The sequence below is a fragment of the Kitasatospora sp. NPDC057738 genome (assembly GCF_042798815.1).
Classification (GTDB): Bacteria; Actinomycetota; Actinomycetes; order Streptomycetales; family Streptomycetaceae; genus Kitasatospora; species Kitasatospora lactacystinica.
This window is the reverse complement of record NZ_JBHVJT010000020.1, coordinates 59,331-76,222: the sequence shown is the minus strand read 5'-3', so window position 1 is coordinate 76,222 and position 16,892 is coordinate 59,331. Positions and strand designations below refer to the sequence as shown.

Sequence of the window (16,892 nt, the reverse complement as noted above, 5' to 3'; positions counted from 1 at the left end):
GCGTGGAGACCCTGCCGCAGCGGTCGCAGCCATCGGCCGACCCCTCCGGCGGGCTCGCCCGGCGCCAGGTGCACGCCGTCGCGGCCTGCTACTTCGTCGCCTCTTTCGCCGCTCTCGGCCTGCCGCCCTTTCTGACCGCGATCCTGCCCGCCCTCGGCGACCCCCAGGCCCGCTGGGCCGGTGTGCTGTACATCGTCCCGACGGTGTTCAGCGCGCTCGGCGCACCGCTGTGGGGCCGGCTGGCCGACCGCTTCGGGCGCAAGCGACTGCTGCTGCGCGCCCAACTCGGCCTCGCCGTCTCCTTCCTGCTGGCCGGGGCGGCCGACAGCCTGACCGCGTTCACCCTCGCGCTGGTCCTCCAGGGCTTCCTCGGCGGCACCTTCGCCGCCACCAACGGCTATCTGGCCGCCGCGCTCGACGGCTCCCGGCTCTCCCGCGCCCTCACCCTGATGCAGGGCAGCGCGCGGGCGGCGCTGGTGGCGGCGCCGATCCTGGTCGGGGCGCTCTCCCCGTGGATCGATCCGCACCGCCAGTACCTCGTGATGGCCGTACTCCCGCTCGCGGCAGCGGTGTTCCTCTCCCTGCTGCCCGAACCGGAGCTCGCCGAGGCCGCGGCGGCCACCGCCGGCCGGCCGGCCGAGCGGGTCGCCACGGTGTCGCTGCTGCCGCTCTACGCCTTCGAGTTCGCCTTCGTCTTCGCGACGGTGATCTCCCTCCCCTACCTGATCGCCCTCGCCGAGCAGCGCCTGCCCGGCGTGGACGGCACCACGACCGGCGTGCTGTTCGCCCTGCCGCACCTGTGCTACCTGGTGTTCGCCTCCCGCACCCACACCGTGTTCCACGCCCGCCCGCACACCGGCATCGCGCTCGGCTTCGGCTTCGTCGCGCTCGGCCTGGCCGGACACACGGTGGCATACTCGCTGCCCGTGTTCGTCGCCGTCCGGTTGCTGCTCGGCGCCGGGCTCACACTCGGGCTGGTCTGCCTCGCCGTACTCGCCGCCGGTGCCGCCCGGGGGCGCCCGCCCGGGCGGATGTTCGGCACCCTCGAACTCGTCTCCAAGGGCGGCGCCGTCGCCGCCGGCGCCGTCGCCGCGCTGGCCAACGGGTGGTTCGGCGCCGCCGCCCCCGTGGTGGCCGGAACCGCCGCCGCCCTGCTGGCCGCCGTCGCGGCCGCCACCCTCACCCTCCCGTCCCTCCGCCAGCGCTGGAGTCGCCGATGACCCCCGAGCAGTCCGCCCACTCGCCCAGGACCGACGAACCCCGCGACCCCACCGGCCGGCCCCTCGACACCACCGGCCGGCTCGGCGGCGACGAACTGCCCACCGCCGACGAGGCGGTGGTCCACACCCTGCTGAACTGCCTGCTGCGGGAGGTCTCCGCGCCCGAGCACCAGACCGCCGCCGACGGCGGCCGCCTGCTGCTGCGGCTGCCGCGCCGAGGCGCCCTGCTGCGGGTCGCCCTGCGCCGCACCTCGCTGCTCGGCGCGCACCGCTTCACCGGGCCGGTCGAGGTCGAACGGGACGGCGACTGGGTCGAGTTGGGCTGGCAGGAGCTGGCCGAGTACGTCCAGCACGAACTGGAGCTGCGCACCGGCACGGTGAACGAGGAGTTCCTCGACCAGGTCGCGTCCAGCCACCAGGGCGTCCGCCAGGGCCTGGACGACCGGCCGGCCCCCGGCGCCGACCGCTACCTGGAGTCCGAGCAGGCACTACTGTTCGGCCACCGCTTCCACCCGGCCCCCAAGTCCCGATCCGCCGCCCGCGGCGACTGGCGCGGCTACGCCCCCGAGTCCCGCGCCGCCTTCCCCCTGCGCCACCTCGCCGTCCGCGCGGACCTGCTGGCCGAGGAGTCACTGGACGGGAGCGCGACCGCACTGCTGGACGGCCTCGGCGAGATGCCGGACGGCTACCGGCTGCTGCCAGCGCACCCCTGGCAGTACCAACTCATCGGCGACCACCCCCTGTTGCGCGCCGCCCTGGCCCGGGGCGACGTCCTCGACCTGGGCCCCCGCGGCGAGCGTTTCACCGCCACCGCCTCGGTGCGCACCCTGCACGGCGCCGACGCCTTCCTCAAGTTCAGCCTGAACGTCCGCATCACCAACTGCCTGCGCAAGAACGCCGCGTACGAGCTCACCGGCGCCGTCGCGCTCACCCGGCTGCTCGCCCCGGCCCTGGCCGACCTCGCCCGGCGCTTCCCGGCCTCGGGCGTGCTGCGCGAACCGGCCTTCCGCACCCTCGCGCTGCCCGGCACCGACGGCCGGCCCGACCGGGCACTGTACGAAGGCTTCGGCCTGATCGTCCGGGAGGGCTTCGGCGGTGTGCTGCGGCCCGGCGCCACCCCGCTGCTCGCGGCCGCCGTCGCCGACGAGCACCCGACCAGTTCCGCGCACATCTCCCGCCTGCTGGGCGCGAGTCCGGACGGCGCGGCGGCGCTCGACTGGTGGCGCGACTACCTGCGACTGCTCCTCCCGCCGGTCCTGTCCGCCTACTTCGACCACGGTGTGGTGCTCGAACCGCACCTGCAGAACGTGCTGATCGGCGTGGACCCCTCCGGGCACCCCGTCCAGGTGCTCTTCCGCGACCTGGAGGGCACCAAGCTCGTCCCCGAGCAGAACGCCGACATCCTCGCCGCGCTCGCGCCCGAGGTGGCCGGCCCGATGACCTACGACGCGGAACGCGGCTGGGACCGGGTGGTGTACTGCCTGCTGGTCAACCACGTCGCCGAACTGCTCGCCGCGCTCGCCGACCGCCACCCCGAGCTGGAGTGCGCGCTCTGGCAGGCCGTCCGGGACACCCTGGAGGAGTATGCCGCCGCGCACGGCTGCCCGCCCCGGCTGCGCGCTCTGCTCGCCGGTGTGCCACTGCCCGCCAAGGCCAACCTGTTGACCCGCTGGGAGCGCAAGGCCGACCGCGAGGCCGGCTACGTCCGGCTGCCCTCCCCGCTGGCCGGCTCCGTCCTCGCCGGGGCCGCCCGCATGCCCGCCCGCACACCGGACCACGCGTCCGCCCGCCCGCCGGCGCACACGCCCGTCCGCCTACCCGCCGGGAGCACCGCCCGATGACGACCGAGACCGCACGGCCCGCCGAGGCCGTCCGACCCACCGAGGCCGTCCGCAGCTTCACCGCCGGCCTCACCCCCGACGAACTTCCCTCCTACGTCTACGACTTGGCAGCCCTTCGGGAGCACGCTGCCGCCGTCCGGGCCGCGCTGCCCGAGCGGGTCGAGCTGTACTACGCCGCCAAGGCCAACCCGGAGGCGCCACTGCTGACCGCGCTGCGCCCGGTGGTGGACGGCTACGAGGTCTCCAGCGGAGGGGAGTTGGCCCACGTCCGGGCCGTCGTGCCGGACGCTCCTCTGGCCTTCGGCGGGCCGGGCAAGACTCCGGCCGAGATCACCGCGGCGGTGGACGCCGGGGTGCACCGCTGGCACGTCGAGAGCGAGCAGGAGCTGCACCGGCTGGCCGCCGTCCTCGCGGACCGGCCCGGCGCGGTCGTGGACGTGCTGCTGCGGGTCAACCTCGCGGTCGAGACGGCAGCGCTCGACGCGGTGCCGCTCGCGATGGGCGGCCGTCCGACGCCGTTCGGGCTGGACCCGGACCGGGCCGAGGAGTGCGTCCGGCTGCTCACCGGCGGCGGTCCGTCGGCGCGCCGGCTGCGGCTGCGCGGCGTGCACGCCCACCTGGCCAGCGGGCTCCCGGCGGCGGAGCAGCTGTCGGTCGCGGCGCGGATCGTCGCCTGGTCGGCCGCACTGGCCGAGCGGCACGGCATCCCCCTGGCGGAGGTCAACATCGGCGGCGGAATGGCCGTGGACTACGCGGACCCCTCCTCCCGCTTCGACTGGACGGCCTTCGGCGAGGGCCTGGCCGAGCTGCTCGACGCCCGCCCCGGGCTGACCCTGCGGATCGAGCCCGGCCGGGCGCTGACCGCCTACTGCGGCTGGTACGCGACCGAGGTGCTGGACGTGAAGGCGAGCCACGGCGAGGACTTCGCGGTGGTCCGCGGCGGCACCCACCACCTGCGCACGCCCGCGACCCGGGGGCACTCCCAGCCCTTCGCGGTGCTCCCGGTGGACGCCTGGCCGCACCCCTGGCCGCGCCCGGCCGTCACCGGCGGCCGCGCCACCCTGGCCGGACAGCTCTGCACCCCGAAGGACGTCCTCGCCCATGCGGCCGAGGGCGCGGACGGCCTGCGGACGGGCGACCGCGTGCTGTTCGCGATGGCGGGCGCGTACGCGTGGAACATCTCGCACCACGAGTTCCTGATGCACCCTCGCCCGGGCTTCCACTACCTGGGCGGCGATGGACCGAGCCCGGCGGAGGGGTGACGGAGGACGAAGGACGGGCGACGGGTGACGGCGGCCGACGGGTGACGGATAACAGCCGACAACTGACAGCTGACAGATTTCGAAAGCTGTCAGCTGTCACTCGTGAGCTGTCACCCGTCGCCTCCCGCCCGGCGGCTGTCCCACCGCCCCCGGTCCGCCGCCGCCCCGTTCCTCCACTCGTGGGAGAGTGGTATGCAGCGAAGGGAGCGCGAACGTGCTGATGGACAAGGTGGCGGAGATACTCGCCGAGGCATCGGCCGAGGCGGTGGAGCCGCGCTTCCGGGCGCTGGCCGCCGGCGAGGTGATGGAGAAGGCCCCCGGCGAGGTGGTGACGGTCGCCGACCGCGAGGCCGAGACGATCATCGCCCGCCGACTGCACGAGCTGCTGCCCGTCCCCGTGGTCGGCGAGGAGGCGGTCTCCGCCGACCCGTCGCTCGCCCTGGCCCTTCGCGACGAACCCGCCGTCTGGCTGGTCGACCCGGTGGACGGCACCGCCAACTTCGTCGCCGGTAGACCCGAGTACGCCGTGATGTGCTCCCTGGTCCGCTCCGGCCGGACCGTCGCCTCCTGGATCTGGCAGCCCGCCACCGCCACCGCCTACTGCGCCGAACTGGGCTCCGGCGCCTGGCGCGACGGCGAGCGCCTGACCCGTCCACCGGCACCCCGGGACGTCGCGAAGCTGCGCGGCTCGGTGAAGAGCCGCTACCTCGACGCCGAGCACCGCCGCCGGCTCCAGGACAACATCGCGTCCTTCGGCGAGATCTCCCCCGGCCGGCACGCCGCCGGGATCGAGTACCCGGACGTCGTCGAGGGCCGCTTCGACTTCATCCTCTACTGGCGCACCCTTCCCTGGGACCACGCCCCCGGCTCGCTCCTGGTCACCGAGGCCGGCGGCGTCTCCGCCCGCCCGGACGGCACCCCGTACCGCCCGGAGGCCCCCGGCTGCGAGGACGGCCTCCTGGTCGCCGCCGACCCCGACACCTGGGAGCTCACCCGGTCGATCCTCCTGGGCAGCTGATCCCGAGGCCCAGCCCGCCCGGAACCCCGGGGCCTGCCCGCCCGGAAGCCCGGTCCGACCGAAGGGCCGACCCGCCCGGGAGCGCCCGGCCCGCCCAGAGCCGTCCGCCCTGCCCCGCCCGTCCGCCCTACCCCGCCCGCTCGCCCGCCACCTTGCGCCCGGCGCCCACCACCTCCCGCAGCAGCGCGCCGACCTCCCCCACCGTGGCGTGGGGGTTCAGCAGCGTGAGCTTCAGCCGGACCCGGCCCGGGCCGTCGCCCGGGAGTTCGGTGCGGCCGACCACCGCCCGGCCGGTGCGCAGCAGCAGGCGCCGCAGCCGGCCGTTCACCTCGTCCAACGCCGCCTCGCCCGTCACCCCGGGCGGCCGGTAGCGGAAGAGGATGACGGTGAGCACGGGCTCGGCGTGGAGTTCGAGCGCCGGGTCGGCGCGCACGGCGTCGGCGGCGGTGCGGGCGAGGTCGTGGCAGGCGTCGACCAGCCGGCCCAGTCCGTCGCGGCCGAGGGTGCGCAGGGTGACGGCGAGCTTGAAGGCGTCGGCCCGGCGGGTGGTGCGCAGCGAGCGGCCGAGCAGACTGGGGTACCCGGCCTGCTCGTCGTCGACCGGGTTGAGGTACTCGGCGCGGCGGGCGAGCGAGACGTAGGTCTCCGCGCGGCGGACCAGGAAGACCCCGGCCGCGGCCGGCTGCCAGCCGAGCTTGTGCCAGTCGAGCGAGACCGAGTCGGCGCGGGCGATGCCGTCGAGCAGCGGGGCGAGCCGGTCGGAGAGCAGCGCGCCGCCGCCGTACGCGGCGTCCACGTGCAGCCAGGCGCCGTAGCGGCCGGCGAGGTCGGCGGCGGCGGACAACGGGTCGACGGCCCCGGTGTCGGTGGTGCCGGCGGTGGCGACCACGGCGATCGGGGTCCGGCCGGCCCAACTGGCCTCGGCCATCGCCCGTTCCAGTTCGTCCTCCCGCATCCGCAGCCCGCGGTCGACCGGGACGGGGATGACGGCCCGCTCGCCGAGGCCGAGCAGGGCGGCGGCGCGCTGGACGGAGAAGTGCGCGGCCTCGGAGGCGAGGATGCACGGCCGGACTCCGGCCGGGATGCCGTCCAGCTCCACGATGCCGTCGAGCTTCTGGTCGCGCGCCAGCATGAGCCCCATGAGGTTGGACTCGGTGCCGCCGGAGGTGAAGACGCCGGCGGCGCGCGCCGGGTCGTAGCCGACCAGTCCGGCGATCTCGGCGAGCAGTGCGCTCTCCAGGGCGGTGGCGGCGGGGGCCTGGTCCCAGGAGTCCTGGGAGGGGTTGAGGGCGCTGACCGCGAGGTCCGCCGCGGCGGCGACGGCGAGCGGCGGGCAGTGCAGGTGCGCGGCGCAGGCCGGGTCGGCGGGGTCGGCGGCGCCGTAGGCGAGCAGTTCGGTGAGCCGGGCGAGCGCGCCCGGTCCGTCGTCGCTGGCCAGCGCGTCGTCGACGAGTGCGGCGATCTCGGCCGGACTGCCGGCCGGCAGCGGTCCGGAGCGCATGGCGGTGCCCGTCTCCAGGGAGTCGAGGACGGTGGCCAGCAGCGGTCCGAGCGCGCCCGGCCCGGCGGCGCCGCCCGCCAGGGCGTCCGTCGCGACGCCGTCCGCGGGGAGCCCGACGGGGTCGGTGCCGGGGTCGGTTCCTGGGTCGGTTCCGGGGTCCGGTCCGGGGCCGCTCACCGCCGGCCCCGAGCCGCCGGCGCGCCCGCGGACGCACCTGCCACCGCCTGCCCCGGCCCGCCCGCCGACCCGCTCGGTGATCCGCCCGCCGACCCGTTCGCCGATCCACCCGGCCGCCCGGTCGTGGAGGCCGCCGCGATCGCCTCCGCCAGCCGCTCCAGGACCGCCGCCACCTGCTCGTCCGTGATGGTGAGCGGCGGAAGCAGCCGCAGCACCGCGTCGTGGCGTCCGCCGAGCTCGACGATCAGGCCCCGCGCCAGGCAGGCCTCCCGGACCCGCACCGCGAGCGCCGGGTCGGCCGGCCGGGCGCCGCAGGCGTCGGGCTCGGCCGCCGGGTCGACCAGTTCGACGCCGAGCATCAGCCCCCGGCCGCGCACGTCGCCGATCACCGGTAGTTCGACGGCGAGTTCGCGCAGCCGGGCCGTCATCCGCTCGCCGACGGCGGCGGCCCGCTCGGCCAGCCCGTTCGCCGCGACGTGGCGCAGCGTCGCGGCCCCGGCGGCCATGGCGAGGGTGTTGCCGCGGAAGGTGCCGGTGTGGGCGCCGGGCCGCCAGCCGTCGTAGTCCTCGCGGTAGACGACGACGGCGAGCGGCAGGCTGCCGCCGATGGCCTTGGAGAGGACCATGGCGTCTGGGACGATGCCGCTGTGCTCGATCGCCCACATCGCGCCGGTGCGGCCGACTCCGGTCTGCACCTCGTCGACGATCAGCGGGATGCCGCGCTCGGCGGTGATCCGGCGCATCTCGCGCAGCCAGCCGTCGGGCGCGGGGACGACCCCGCCCTCACCCTGGACGGCCTCCAGGATCATCGCGGCCGGCGGGACCACGCCGCCCGAGGGGTCGTCCAGCAGCCGCTCCACGTAGGTCGCGGCGAGGCCGGCGCCCGCGTCGCCGCCGACCCCGAACGGGCAGCGGTAGCCGTAGGGGAAGGGCAGCCGGGCGACTTCGCCACCGCTCGGCAGCGGCTCCTTGACGGCGACGTTGCCGGTGAGCGCGAGGGCGCCGGCGGTCATGCCGTGGTACGCGCCGGTGAAGGCGAGCGCGCCGGAGCGGCCGGTGGCGGTCTGCATCAGCTTGAGGGCGGCCTCGACGGCGTCCGTCCCGGCCGGTCCGCAGAAGTGCACCCGGGCACGGGCGGCGAACTCCGCGGGCAGGCTCTCGAACAGCGCGCTGGTGAAGTCGTCCTTCTCCGCGGTGGCGAGGTCGAGCAGGTGCAGCGGGGCACCGCTGTCGAGGGTGCGGCGGATCGCCTCCAGCACCACCGGGTGGTTGTGCCCGAGGGCGAGCGTGCCGGCGCCGGAGAGGCAGTCGAGGTAGCGCCTCCCGTCGGCGCCCTCGACGGTCATGCCGTGGGCGCGGACCGGGACGATCGGGAAGGAGCGGGCGTACGTTCTGGCGGCGGACTCGCGGACGCGCTGACGGCGCAGGATGGCTTCACCGGCGGCCGGGGCTCCGGAGGCGGCCTGGACGGGTACGGCAGCGAGTGACACGAGAAACCCCCAGGGGAAGTTAGGTTAGCCTAACTTTACTGCCCTTGACCTGGAGGAACGCCCCGGGGCCTCCGGAACCACCCGAGTGAGTGAACCTCCCCCGGTTCATCCAACGAGCATCGCGCGGAAGGGTCACGGCCCGGGGCCGGGCCCTCGCCAACCCATTCCGACCCATCCCGACCGCCGACCCATGCCGCCTCACCCCCGGCGGCCGTCAGGCCCGCCCCCTCCAGCGGTAGCAGAGCTCCGGCCGCCCGACACTCCCGTACTGGGGCTCCCGCACCGCGCACCCGGTCTCCACCAGGTGCTCCAGGTAGCGCCGCGCGGTGATCCGCGAGACCCCGGCGGCGGCGCCCGCGGCCGCGGCCGACAGCCCGGCGGCCGCCTCGCGCAGCACCGAGGCGACGGTGTCCAGGGTGGGCGCGCTCAGCCCCTTGGGCAGGGTGCTGCGCTCCGGCGTGCGGAGCAGCGCGAACGCCTGGTCGACCTCCTCCTGCCCGGTCGCCTCGCCGGTGCGCCCGAGGCTGTCGCGGTACCGGGCGTAGCGCTCCAGGCGGTCGTGCAGGGCGGCCGCGCTGAACGGTTTCAGCAGGTACTGCACGACGCCCGCGGAGACCGCCTGCCGGACCATGGCGAGGTCGCGGGCCGAGGTCACCGCGATGACGTCGGTGCTGTGACCGGCCGCGCGCAGCGTGCGGCAGAGCTGGAGCCCGTGGCCGTCCGGGAGGTAGAGGTCGAGCAGGGTGAGGTCGACGGGCGTGCCGGCGGCGCGGGCCCGGTCCAGGAAGCGCAGCGCGTCGGCGCAGCTGTGGACGGTCCCCGCGGCGTGGAAGCCGGGCTCGCGCCGGACGTACAGGGTGTGCGCGGCAGCGGCCACCGGGTCGTCCTCGACCACCAGGACCGAGATGCCCGTCGCGGCGGGGGTGTCGGCGGTACCGGTCACACCAGCGCCCCTTCCTGCTCCCGGCCGGGGGACTCCCCCGGCCGCCGGATGGACTCCCCCTGGTCGCCGACGGCCTCTCCCGGCCGTCCGGCCAGCGGCAGTCGCACCGTGAGCACGGCGCCTCGCTCCCGCCCGACCTCGACGGTGCCGCCGTTGCGCCGGGCGGCCTGGGCGACCAGCGCCAGCCCGAGCCCGTGCCCGTGCCCGTGGCCGTCCTGCTTGGTGCTCCAGCCACGCCGGAAGACGTCCTCGACCGCGCCCGGGTCGATGCCCGCACCGGTGTCGGCGACCCGCAGCAGCAGGAAGTCACCGGCCACCGCCGCCGCGCCACCGCCGCTGACGCCGTTGCCGCCCCCGCCCCCGCCCCGGTCCCCGTCCCCGTTCTCGTCGCCGTGGGCGCTGCGGCCCGGCCCTCCGCAGTCCCGGCCGCGGGCGACCCGTGCCGTGACGGTGACCTCCGGCGGGACGGGGCTCTCGGCCGCACCGGCGATGGCGGCGTCCACGGCGTTGTCGATCAGGTTGCCGAGCACGGTGATCAGGTCCCGTGCGGGGAGCCCGGGCGGCAGCACCCCGTCGTCGATCCGGCTGTCCTCGGTGAGGGTCAACTCCACTCCTCGTTCGGCGGCCTGCGCCGCCTTGCCGAGCAGCAGGGCGGCCAGGACCGGCTCGCTCACCGCCGCGACCACCCGGTCGGTGAGCTGTTGGGCGAGTTCGAGCTCGGCGGTGGCGAACTCCACCGCCTGTTCGTGGCGGCCGAGTTCGATCAGCGATACCACCGCGTGCAGGCGGTTGGCGGCCTCGTGCGCCTGCGCGCCGAGCGCCTCGGTGAAATCGCGAACCGAGTCCAACTCGCCGCTGAGCGCTTGGAGTTCGGTGTGGTCCCGAAGGGTGACCACCTGGCCGAGACCGGTGCCGGTGCCGATGGTGGAGGTGTTCAGCACCACGACCCGCTCGGCGGTCAGGTGCACCTCGTCCCGGACCGGCTCCTCCCCCAGTACGGCCGCCACCAGTGCCTCCGGAAGCCCCAGATCCGCCACCGGACGGCCGTCCAATTCGCCTGCCAGGCCGAGCAGTTCCCGGGCCGCGTCGTTGCACAGCACCACCTGGTGCGAGCGGTCCAGCAGCACCAGTCCCTCGCGCACCGCGTGCAGGGTGGCCTGGTGGTACTCGTAGAGGTGGCTCAGCTCGTCCGGCCCCATCCCGTGGGTGTGCCGCCGCAGTCGGGAGTTGGCGAGGTAGGTGCCGACGCCACCGACCGCGAGCGCGGCCACCGCCACGCCGACCAGGGCGAGCAGCGGGCCGCTCAGCTGTGCGGAGATCGACTCCACCGTGAGACCCGCGCTGACCAGCGCGACCACCCGGTGCCGGTCGTCCCACACCGGGGCGACCACCCGCACGGACGGGCCGAGCGTGCCGGTGTACGTCTCACTGCGGGTCTGCCCGGCGAGCGCCCAGTCGATGTGCCCGAGGTAGGTCCGCCCGATCTGCTCGGGCAGCGGGTGGGTCCAGCGCACGCCGTCGGTGTCCATGACGGTGATGAAGGAGACCCCGGTGTCCGCCCGCACCTGCTCCACGTACGGCTGGAGCACCGAGGTCGGGTCCGGACCGGCGACCGCGGCCCGGACGGACGGCGAGTCCGCGACGGCATGCGCGACCGCGGTGACCTGGCGGCGGGCGGCGTCCTCGGCGCGATCGGCGGTGAAGAGGTACGCGAGCACCGCGCCACCGGCGACCACGGCGGCGACGATCACCACCTGGACGACGAAGAGTTGCCCGGCCAGACTGCGGACCAGGCGCCGGGGCAGGCATCGGACCAGGCATCGGACCAGGCTCCGGGACAGCCCGCGGGGCAGCCGGCGGGCCGGATGCCGGGGCGGACCCGGAGGCAGCCGCCGGGCTCCGCGGCCCGTCGGCCGGTGCGAGCGGCGGCGCGGGGCGGTGGGGGCGGTGCGCTCGGACATGCCTGCCAGTGTGCACCACGCCCCCGGACACCCCGGGGGCCCGCCCGGCCCGCACCCTTCGCGGGCCCGCCGTCCGGGCGGTCCCGGCCGTCCGCCGCGTTCGTGAACTCTATGAACGCAAACGTGACCTCCGTCACTTCGGGGCCCATAGTCGGAGCGGCCCATCCCCCGGGGCCACCAGGACTGCACGGCAAGGGAGCCGCAGATGTCGATCGCTGGAGCCGCCCCGGCGGCGGGACCCAGACGCAAGGACCGGACCCACTACCTCTACATCGCGGTGATCGCCGCGGTGGTCGCGGGCGTCGTGGTCGGTCTGGCCGCCCCAGGGTTCGCCGTGGAGCTGAAGCCGGTCGGCACGGGCTTCGTCAACCTGATCAAGATGATGATCAGCCCGGTGATCTTCTGCACCATCGTCCTGGGCATCGGCTCGGTGACCAAGGCCGCGAAGGTCGGCAAGGTCGGCGGCCTCGCCATCGGCTACTTCCTCGCCATGTCGACCGTCGCGCTGGCCATCGGCATGGTCGTCGGCAACCTCCTGGAGCCCGGCGGCGGCCTGCACCTGACCGCCGCGCTCGCCAAGTCCGGCCACGCCCAGGCGGCCGCCGGCGGTGCCCAGTCGACCACCGACTTCCTGCTCGGGATGATCCCCGAGACCCTGTTCTCCGCCCTCACCCAGGGCAAGGTCCTCCAGACCCTGCTGGTCGCCCTGTTCACCGGCTTCGCGCTGCAGGCGATGGGCGCGGCCGGCGCGCCGGTGCTGCGCGGGATCGAGCACGTGCAGCGCCTGGTCTTCCGGGTCATGTCGATGATCATGTGGGTCGCGCCGATCGGCGCCTTCGGGGCGATGGCCGCCGTCGTCGGCGCCACCGGCACCGCCGCGCTGAAGAGCCTGGCCGTCATCATGATCGGCTTCTACGTCACCTGCGTGCTGTTCGTCGTCGTGGTGCTGGGCACGCTGCTGCGCCTGGTCGCCGGGGTCAACGTCTTCGCGCTGCTGAAGTACCTCGGCCGCGAGTTCCTGCTGATCCTCTCCACCTCCTCGTCCGAGAGCGCGCTGCCCCGCCTGATCGCCAAGATGGAGCACCTGGGCGTCAGCCGCCCCGTCGTCGGCATCACCGTGCCGACCGGCTACAGCTTCAACCTCGACGGCACCGCCATCTACCTGACCATGGCCTCGATCTTCATCTCCGAGGCGATGGACAAGCCGATGTCGCTCGGCGAGCAGCTCTCACTGCTGGTCTTCATGGTGATCGCGAGCAAGGGCGCGGCCGGGGTCACCGGCGCCGGACTGGCCACCCTCGCGGGCGGACTCCAGTCGCACAAGCCCGCACTGGTGGACGGCGTGGGACTGATCGTCGGCATCGACCGCTTCATGTCGGAGGCCCGCGCGCTCACCAACTTCGCGGGCAACGCCGTCGCGACCGTGCTCATCGGGCACTGGACCGGCGAGCTCGACGCCGCACGGGCCCGGCAGGTGCTGGCCGGCGAGCTGCCGTTCGACGAACTGACGCTGGTCGACGCCCACGGTGCGCCCGCCGGGCCCGCCGGCGCGGCGGACGGCTCCACGACCGACGCCCCGGAGGACGTCCCCGCCCAGGGAACCGGCCACGGAACCCCGCAGGGAACCCCTCAGGGGACCTCCCCCGTCGGCGTCTGAGCCCGGCGGCACCCCCTCACTCCCTGGTCCGGCGCCTCCCACCAACCCCCGGAATCGGCGCCGGACCAGGGTTTCGTCTTTCCCCCCGGCTTCCGTCCGGCTTTCGGTCCGGCGGCAGTCCGGCCGGCACGTCACAACTCCTGCGAGCCGCTGACCACCCAGGCCACCCCACTGGCCGGGTCCTCCAGCGCGATGTGCAGATGGTGCAGTCCGGCCGACGGTTCCTGCCAGGTGAAGCAGCGCATCCGGGCCACCAGCGCGTTCACCTCGCCCCGGTCCGTCCCGCCCGCACGATCCGCGCCGTCCGTCCCGCCCGCACCGTCCGTACTGCTCGCACCGCCCTGACCGTCCGCCCCGGCCACCGCCGCCAGCGCCCGCCACAGCCCCAGCCTCCCGTGCGCACAGCCCCGCGACCGTCCCACGGCGGCGGCCCGCACCAGCGCCGGGTAGGCGAGCGCGAACGGCAGATAGCCTCCGACCACCCGCCGGTCGCGGGCCAGCAGGGCGGCCGCCGCCGGGGCCTGGCCGCGGACGCAGGCCGTCTGCGCCCACGGCGCGAGCGCGCCCAGCCCGGCCAGCGCCCGGGCGACCCGCGGTCCGGCCGGCCGGCCACCCGGCTGCGCCGCCGGGGGCAGTTCCACCTCGCCCAGGCCCTCCCGGCTGGCCGGCAGGGTCAGCAGCGCACTGCGCGCGCCCCCGCCGGGCAGGTACTCCCGCACCCGGGCCGTCTCGCCCCAGCCCGCCGCCTCCCACGGCTCCAGACGCAGTGGCACGCCCTCCGGATCGGGCTCGGCCGTGTGCGAGAGGTCCTCGCCGAGCAGCGCCCTGGTGTGTGCGACCAGCCGTCGCACCGGGGCCGGACCGAGCAGCGGGGCCAGCCGCAGCCAGGAGTGCCTGGTCGCCAGCACCTCCCAGAGCGGACCGGCGTCATGGTCGGCCACCCCGGCGGCCGTCCCCGCGCCACCCTCCCGGTCGAACAGCCGGACGGCCAGCTCGGGCGGCGCCGCGTAGGCGATCAGGTGGCCGAGCGGAGCCGTCAGCGCCGCCGCGGCCTCCTCCCCCGCCTCCGCCACGGCAGCCGCGCGGCCCTGCCGGTAGGCGGCGAGCAGCTCGGGCCAGCGGCCGTCCTCGGCCAGTGCGCGCAGGCCGCCGTCCTCGTACGTGATCACGATTCGCAGGGTACGGGCCGGGGCAGCGCCCGAGCCGACTTGCCGACGGTTCGGTGCGTCGGGGTGGCGCGGCGGTCGCCCGCCCGCCACCGCGCCCTCAGCTCCGCTCCCGCTCCCGCGCGTGTTCCCGATCGCGCTCCCGACCGCGCTCCCGACCGCACTCCCCGTCACGCTCGCGCTCCCGCTGGACGACGGCGCGCAGCCGACCGTGGGCGCGGCGCCGGGTGACCGCCAGCGTGCTGCGGTGCAGCCCGAGCAGCTCGGCGGCCTCGTCGACGCTGTAGCCGTCGAGGTCGACCAGCACCACCGCACGGGCCTGCTTGACGGTCAGGAAGCCGAGCAGCCGCATCACCTCCCACCGCGCCTGCAACTCGGCCATCCCACCGGCCCGGAGGTCGGGCAGCCCCCGGTCCCGCTCGCCGATGTCGCCCGTCTCCGGCACCTCGGGCATCGACACCCGCCGGCGCTCCCGGCGCCACTGGTCGCGCAGGATGTTGACCATCGTGGTGAACGCGTAGGCGTACGGCTGTGGATGGCCGAGGAAGCGCTCCGGCCGACGGGCGATCCTGAGGTACGCGTCGTGGACGACGTCCCCCGCACCGGCCGGACCGCCGGCGAGCGAGGCCGCCGCCTGCTGGAGTCTGGGCAGCAGATCCGTGAACACCTGGTTGAATTCGGCCGATTGACCGCCGCTCCCGTTGGGACCGAAGTCCCTTTCCCGTCCGCCGCCGCCCTCATTCCGACCGCTGCAATCCGCCATGCCGCTCTCCCCGGAAATCGGCACTCCGAGAACCCGGTCAGTCCTGGCCGCAGGAACCATGAGCCAACCGGATTACTTGTGACACAGGTCACATCATAGTTCGTCGTCTCACTGTGCGCAGTCATTCGTGTGCAACACGTCACCAGTCGTACGGGGGGCGGGAATTCACCTCCGCTCGGACCGCGCGATCCGCGTTCGGACCGCGCGGACATCCCGACGTCCGGGACACCCGCCCGACGAGAACCCCTCAGCAAGGAGAACCACCGTGCGAGGCTGCATCGCCAGGAAGATCGCCACGTTCGGGCTGGCCGCCACGGCCGCCCTCGGCGCACTCGGGGCCACCGCCCTGCCGGCCGCCGCGGCGACGGCCGGGACCCGCTCCGTCACCCCCGGGGCCGCCGAGGCCTGGAACACCATCACGTCCGAGGCCTACCACTGCGTCATCACCGGCAACTACGGCTGGCGCTGGGAGGGCTACTGCAACGTCTACTCCGGGCGGCTGCGCACCATCACCTACTGCGCCGACGGCTCGCACACCACCGGCCTGTGGATCGGCGCGCGACCGGAGGCCTGGGCGGTCTGGGGCAAGTGTCCCGGGTCCACCTGGACGCGGATCGTGTTCCAGTGGCACAGCTGAGGCACTGCTGAACCGCTGACAGAACCGGCGGTCGACGGCTGACAGATGACGGCTGACAGATTTCGAAAGCTGTCATCTGTCATCTGTCAGCCGTCATTTGTCCGCCGCCCGCCCGCTGCACCTCCGCCGCCACCGTCTCAGCCCACCGGCGAGACGTCCGCGAGCAGCCGGGCGGCGTGCACCCGGCCCGCGTGCTCGACCAGGTTGATCAGCACCTCCTTGCCCGAGGCCCGGCGGCGCGCGTCACACAGCAGCACGGGTGTCCCGGCATCCAGGTCCAACGCGCGGGCGACGTCCTCCGGGCCGAACTCCCGCGTCCCGGCGAAACGATTCACCGCGACCACGAACGGGATGCCCCGGTGCTCGAAGAAGTCGACGGCCGGGAAGCAGTCGGTCAGCCGGCGGGTGTCGGCGAGCACCACCGCACCGAGCGCCCCCTGGGCCAACTCGTCCCAGAGGAACCAGAACCGGTCCTGCCCGGGGGTGCCGAACAGGTAGACCGCCAGCCCCTCGCGGATGGTGATCCGCCCGAAGTCCATCGCCACCGTGGTGGTGGTCTTCCGCTCCACACCGTCCAGATCGTCCACCTCGCGCCCGGCCTCGCTCAGCCGCTCCTCGGTGCGCAGCGGCCGGATCTCGCTGACCGCGCCGACCAGCGTCGTCTTGCCGACCCCGAAGCCGCCCGCCACCAGGATCTTGAGCGCGAGCACGGTGCCGTCGGGATCCTCGGCGTCGAACGGATCCGGCCCGCCGTACGGATCCGGCCCGCCGTACGGATCGGACAGGCCGAGGGGGTCGGACGGTACGCGCGGTGCGGACGGTACGCGCGGTGCGGACGGTACGCGCGGTGCGGACGGTACGCGCGGTGCGGACGGTACGCGCGGTGCGGACGATGCGGACGGGTGGTCAGAGTGCGCGGAGTCCACGGATGACCTCCTGGAGGATGCGCTCGTCGGGGAGCAGGGCGGGCGGGACGGGACGGCGGACCCGGATGAGCCCGGCCGTCAGCAGATCGCCGAGCAGCACCCGCACGACACCCACCGGCAGGTCGAGGTCGGCGGCCAGCTCGGCCACGGACAGCGGGGTGCCCCGGCACAGCGCCAGGATGTGCGCCTGTTCCGGGCCGACCGGCGGCTCGGGCACGCCGGGCAGGAGCGTCGGGTCGGGCGGCTCGGTGACCACCACGGCGATCAGGTCGAACTGCTGCTCCCCGGCCCCGGTGCGCCCCCTGGTCATCGCGTACGGGCGGACCATCG

General features: G+C 75.1%; 14 protein-coding genes. 6 read left to right on the top strand and 8 right to left on the bottom strand.

Features of this window, described 5'->3' with window-relative positions; translation table 11 throughout:
• The first annotated feature begins 2 nt into the window (after positions 1 to 2).
• The 4 genes from ACFVGO_RS13805 to ACFVGO_RS13790 all read left to right on the top strand — a co-directional run bounded on the left by ACFVGO_RS13805 (position 3) and on the right by ACFVGO_RS13790 (position 5,341).
• Positions 3 to 1,220 (top strand): MFS transporter, encoded by a 1,218-nt coding sequence (locus ACFVGO_RS13805; protein ID WP_380631943.1) that lies wholly within the window; start codon positions 3 to 5, stop codon positions 1,218 to 1,220.
• On the top strand, positions 1,217 to 3,061 hold the full coding sequence (locus tag ACFVGO_RS13800; RefSeq protein ID WP_380631895.1) for an IucA/IucC family protein: 1,845 nt from the start codon (positions 1,217 to 1,219) through the stop codon (positions 3,059 to 3,061). The genes ACFVGO_RS13805 and ACFVGO_RS13800 overlap by 4 nt, the downstream gene beginning before the upstream one ends.
• Positions 3,058 to 4,323, top strand: coding sequence for a type III PLP-dependent enzyme (locus ACFVGO_RS13795; RefSeq protein WP_380631893.1), 1,266 nt, complete (start codon positions 3,058 to 3,060; stop codon positions 4,321 to 4,323). Before ACFVGO_RS13800 ends, ACFVGO_RS13795 begins: the two co-directional genes overlap by 4 nt.
• A gap of 220 nt (positions 4,324 to 4,543) precedes the next feature.
• A complete protein-coding gene (locus ACFVGO_RS13790) occupies positions 4,544 to 5,341 on the top strand; it encodes an inositol monophosphatase family protein (protein ID WP_380631941.1) in 798 nt (265 codons plus the stop codon).
• A gap of 127 nt (positions 5,342 to 5,468) precedes the next feature.
• Here ACFVGO_RS13790 and ACFVGO_RS13785 read toward each other — a convergent pair whose 3' ends face one another.
• The 4 genes from ACFVGO_RS13785 to ACFVGO_RS13770 form a co-directional block, all read right to left on the bottom strand.
• Positions 5,469 to 6,923, bottom strand: a complete 1,455-nt coding sequence (locus ACFVGO_RS13785) for a pyridoxal phosphate-dependent decarboxylase family protein (protein WP_380631939.1) — start codon at positions 6,921 to 6,923, stop codon at positions 5,469 to 5,471.
• Between the two features lie 92 nt (positions 6,924 to 7,015).
• Positions 7,016 to 8,509, bottom strand: coding sequence for a diaminobutyrate--2-oxoglutarate transaminase (locus ACFVGO_RS13780; RefSeq protein WP_359898605.1), 1,494 nt, complete (start codon positions 8,507 to 8,509; stop codon positions 7,016 to 7,018).
• 214 nt (positions 8,510 to 8,723) lie between these two features.
• Positions 8,724 to 9,452, bottom strand: a complete 729-nt coding sequence (locus ACFVGO_RS13775; RefSeq protein ID WP_359898606.1) for a response regulator — start codon at positions 9,450 to 9,452, stop codon at positions 8,724 to 8,726.
• Positions 9,449 to 11,413 carry an ATP-binding protein gene (locus ACFVGO_RS13770; RefSeq protein WP_380631891.1) on the bottom strand — a complete coding sequence of 655 codons (1,965 nt, stop codon included), beginning with the start codon at positions 11,411 to 11,413 and terminating at the stop codon, positions 9,449 to 9,451. Before ACFVGO_RS13770 ends, ACFVGO_RS13775 begins: the two co-directional genes overlap by 4 nt.
• Before the next feature lie 205 nt (positions 11,414 to 11,618).
• Here ACFVGO_RS13770 and ACFVGO_RS13765 point away from each other — a divergent pair, with 205 nt between their 5' ends.
• Positions 11,619 to 13,070 carry a cation:dicarboxylate symporter family transporter gene (locus ACFVGO_RS13765; protein ID WP_359898608.1) on the top strand — a complete coding sequence of 484 codons (1,452 nt, stop codon included), beginning with the start codon at positions 11,619 to 11,621 and terminating at the stop codon, positions 13,068 to 13,070.
• Between the two features lie 131 nt (positions 13,071 to 13,201).
• On the opposite strand, the gene ACFVGO_RS13760 is transcribed toward ACFVGO_RS13765, so the two are convergent.
• Positions 13,202 to 14,239 carry a hypothetical protein gene (locus ACFVGO_RS13760; RefSeq protein ID WP_380631889.1) on the bottom strand — a complete coding sequence of 346 codons (1,038 nt, stop codon included), beginning with the start codon at positions 14,237 to 14,239 and terminating at the stop codon, positions 13,202 to 13,204.
• Positions 14,240 to 14,336: 97 nt separating this feature from the next.
• Positions 14,337 to 14,903 (bottom strand): RNA polymerase sigma factor, encoded by a 567-nt coding sequence (locus ACFVGO_RS13755; RefSeq protein ID WP_359898611.1) that lies wholly within the window; start codon positions 14,901 to 14,903, stop codon positions 14,337 to 14,339.
• A gap of 361 nt (positions 14,904 to 15,264) precedes the next feature.
• On the opposite strand from ACFVGO_RS13755, the gene ACFVGO_RS13750 reads away from it, so the two are divergent.
• Positions 15,265 to 15,636, top strand: a complete 372-nt coding sequence (locus ACFVGO_RS13750; RefSeq protein WP_359898613.1) for a hypothetical protein — start codon at positions 15,265 to 15,267, stop codon at positions 15,634 to 15,636.
• 137 nt (positions 15,637 to 15,773) lie between these two features.
• Here ACFVGO_RS13750 and ACFVGO_RS13745 read toward each other — a convergent pair whose 3' ends face one another.
• Positions 15,774 to 16,346 carry an ATP/GTP-binding protein gene (locus tag ACFVGO_RS13745; RefSeq protein WP_359898660.1) on the bottom strand — a complete coding sequence of 191 codons (573 nt, stop codon included), beginning with the start codon at positions 16,344 to 16,346 and terminating at the stop codon, positions 15,774 to 15,776.
• A gap of 196 nt (positions 16,347 to 16,542) precedes the next feature.
• Positions 16,543 to 16,890 (bottom strand): DUF742 domain-containing protein, encoded by a 348-nt coding sequence (locus tag ACFVGO_RS13740; protein ID WP_359898661.1) that lies wholly within the window; start codon positions 16,888 to 16,890, stop codon positions 16,543 to 16,545.
• Positions 16,891 to 16,892 lie beyond the last annotated feature (2 nt).

Bases quoted from the DNA above. Each gene is read 5' to 3' on its own strand.
- ACFVGO_RS13800 (WP_380631895.1), top strand. From the start codon at position 1,217: ATGACCCCCGAGCAGTCCGCCCACTCGCCCAGGACCGACGAACCCCGC.
- ACFVGO_RS13795 (WP_380631893.1), top strand. From the start codon at position 3,058: ATGACGACCGAGACCGCACGGCCCGCCGAGGCCGTCCGACCCACCGAG.
- ACFVGO_RS13790 (WP_380631941.1), top strand. From the start codon at position 4,544: ATGGACAAGGTGGCGGAGATACTCGCCGAGGCATCGGCCGAGGCGGTG.
- ACFVGO_RS13770 (WP_380631891.1), bottom strand. From the start codon at position 11,413: ATGTCCGAGCGCACCGCCCCCACCGCCCCGCGCCGCCGCTCGCACCGG.
- ACFVGO_RS13765 (WP_359898608.1), top strand. From the start codon at position 11,619: ATGTCGATCGCTGGAGCCGCCCCGGCGGCGGGACCCAGACGCAAGGAC.
- ACFVGO_RS13740 (WP_359898661.1), bottom strand. From the start codon at position 16,890: ATGGTCCGCCCGTACGCGATGACCAGGGGGCGCACCGGGGCCGGGGAG.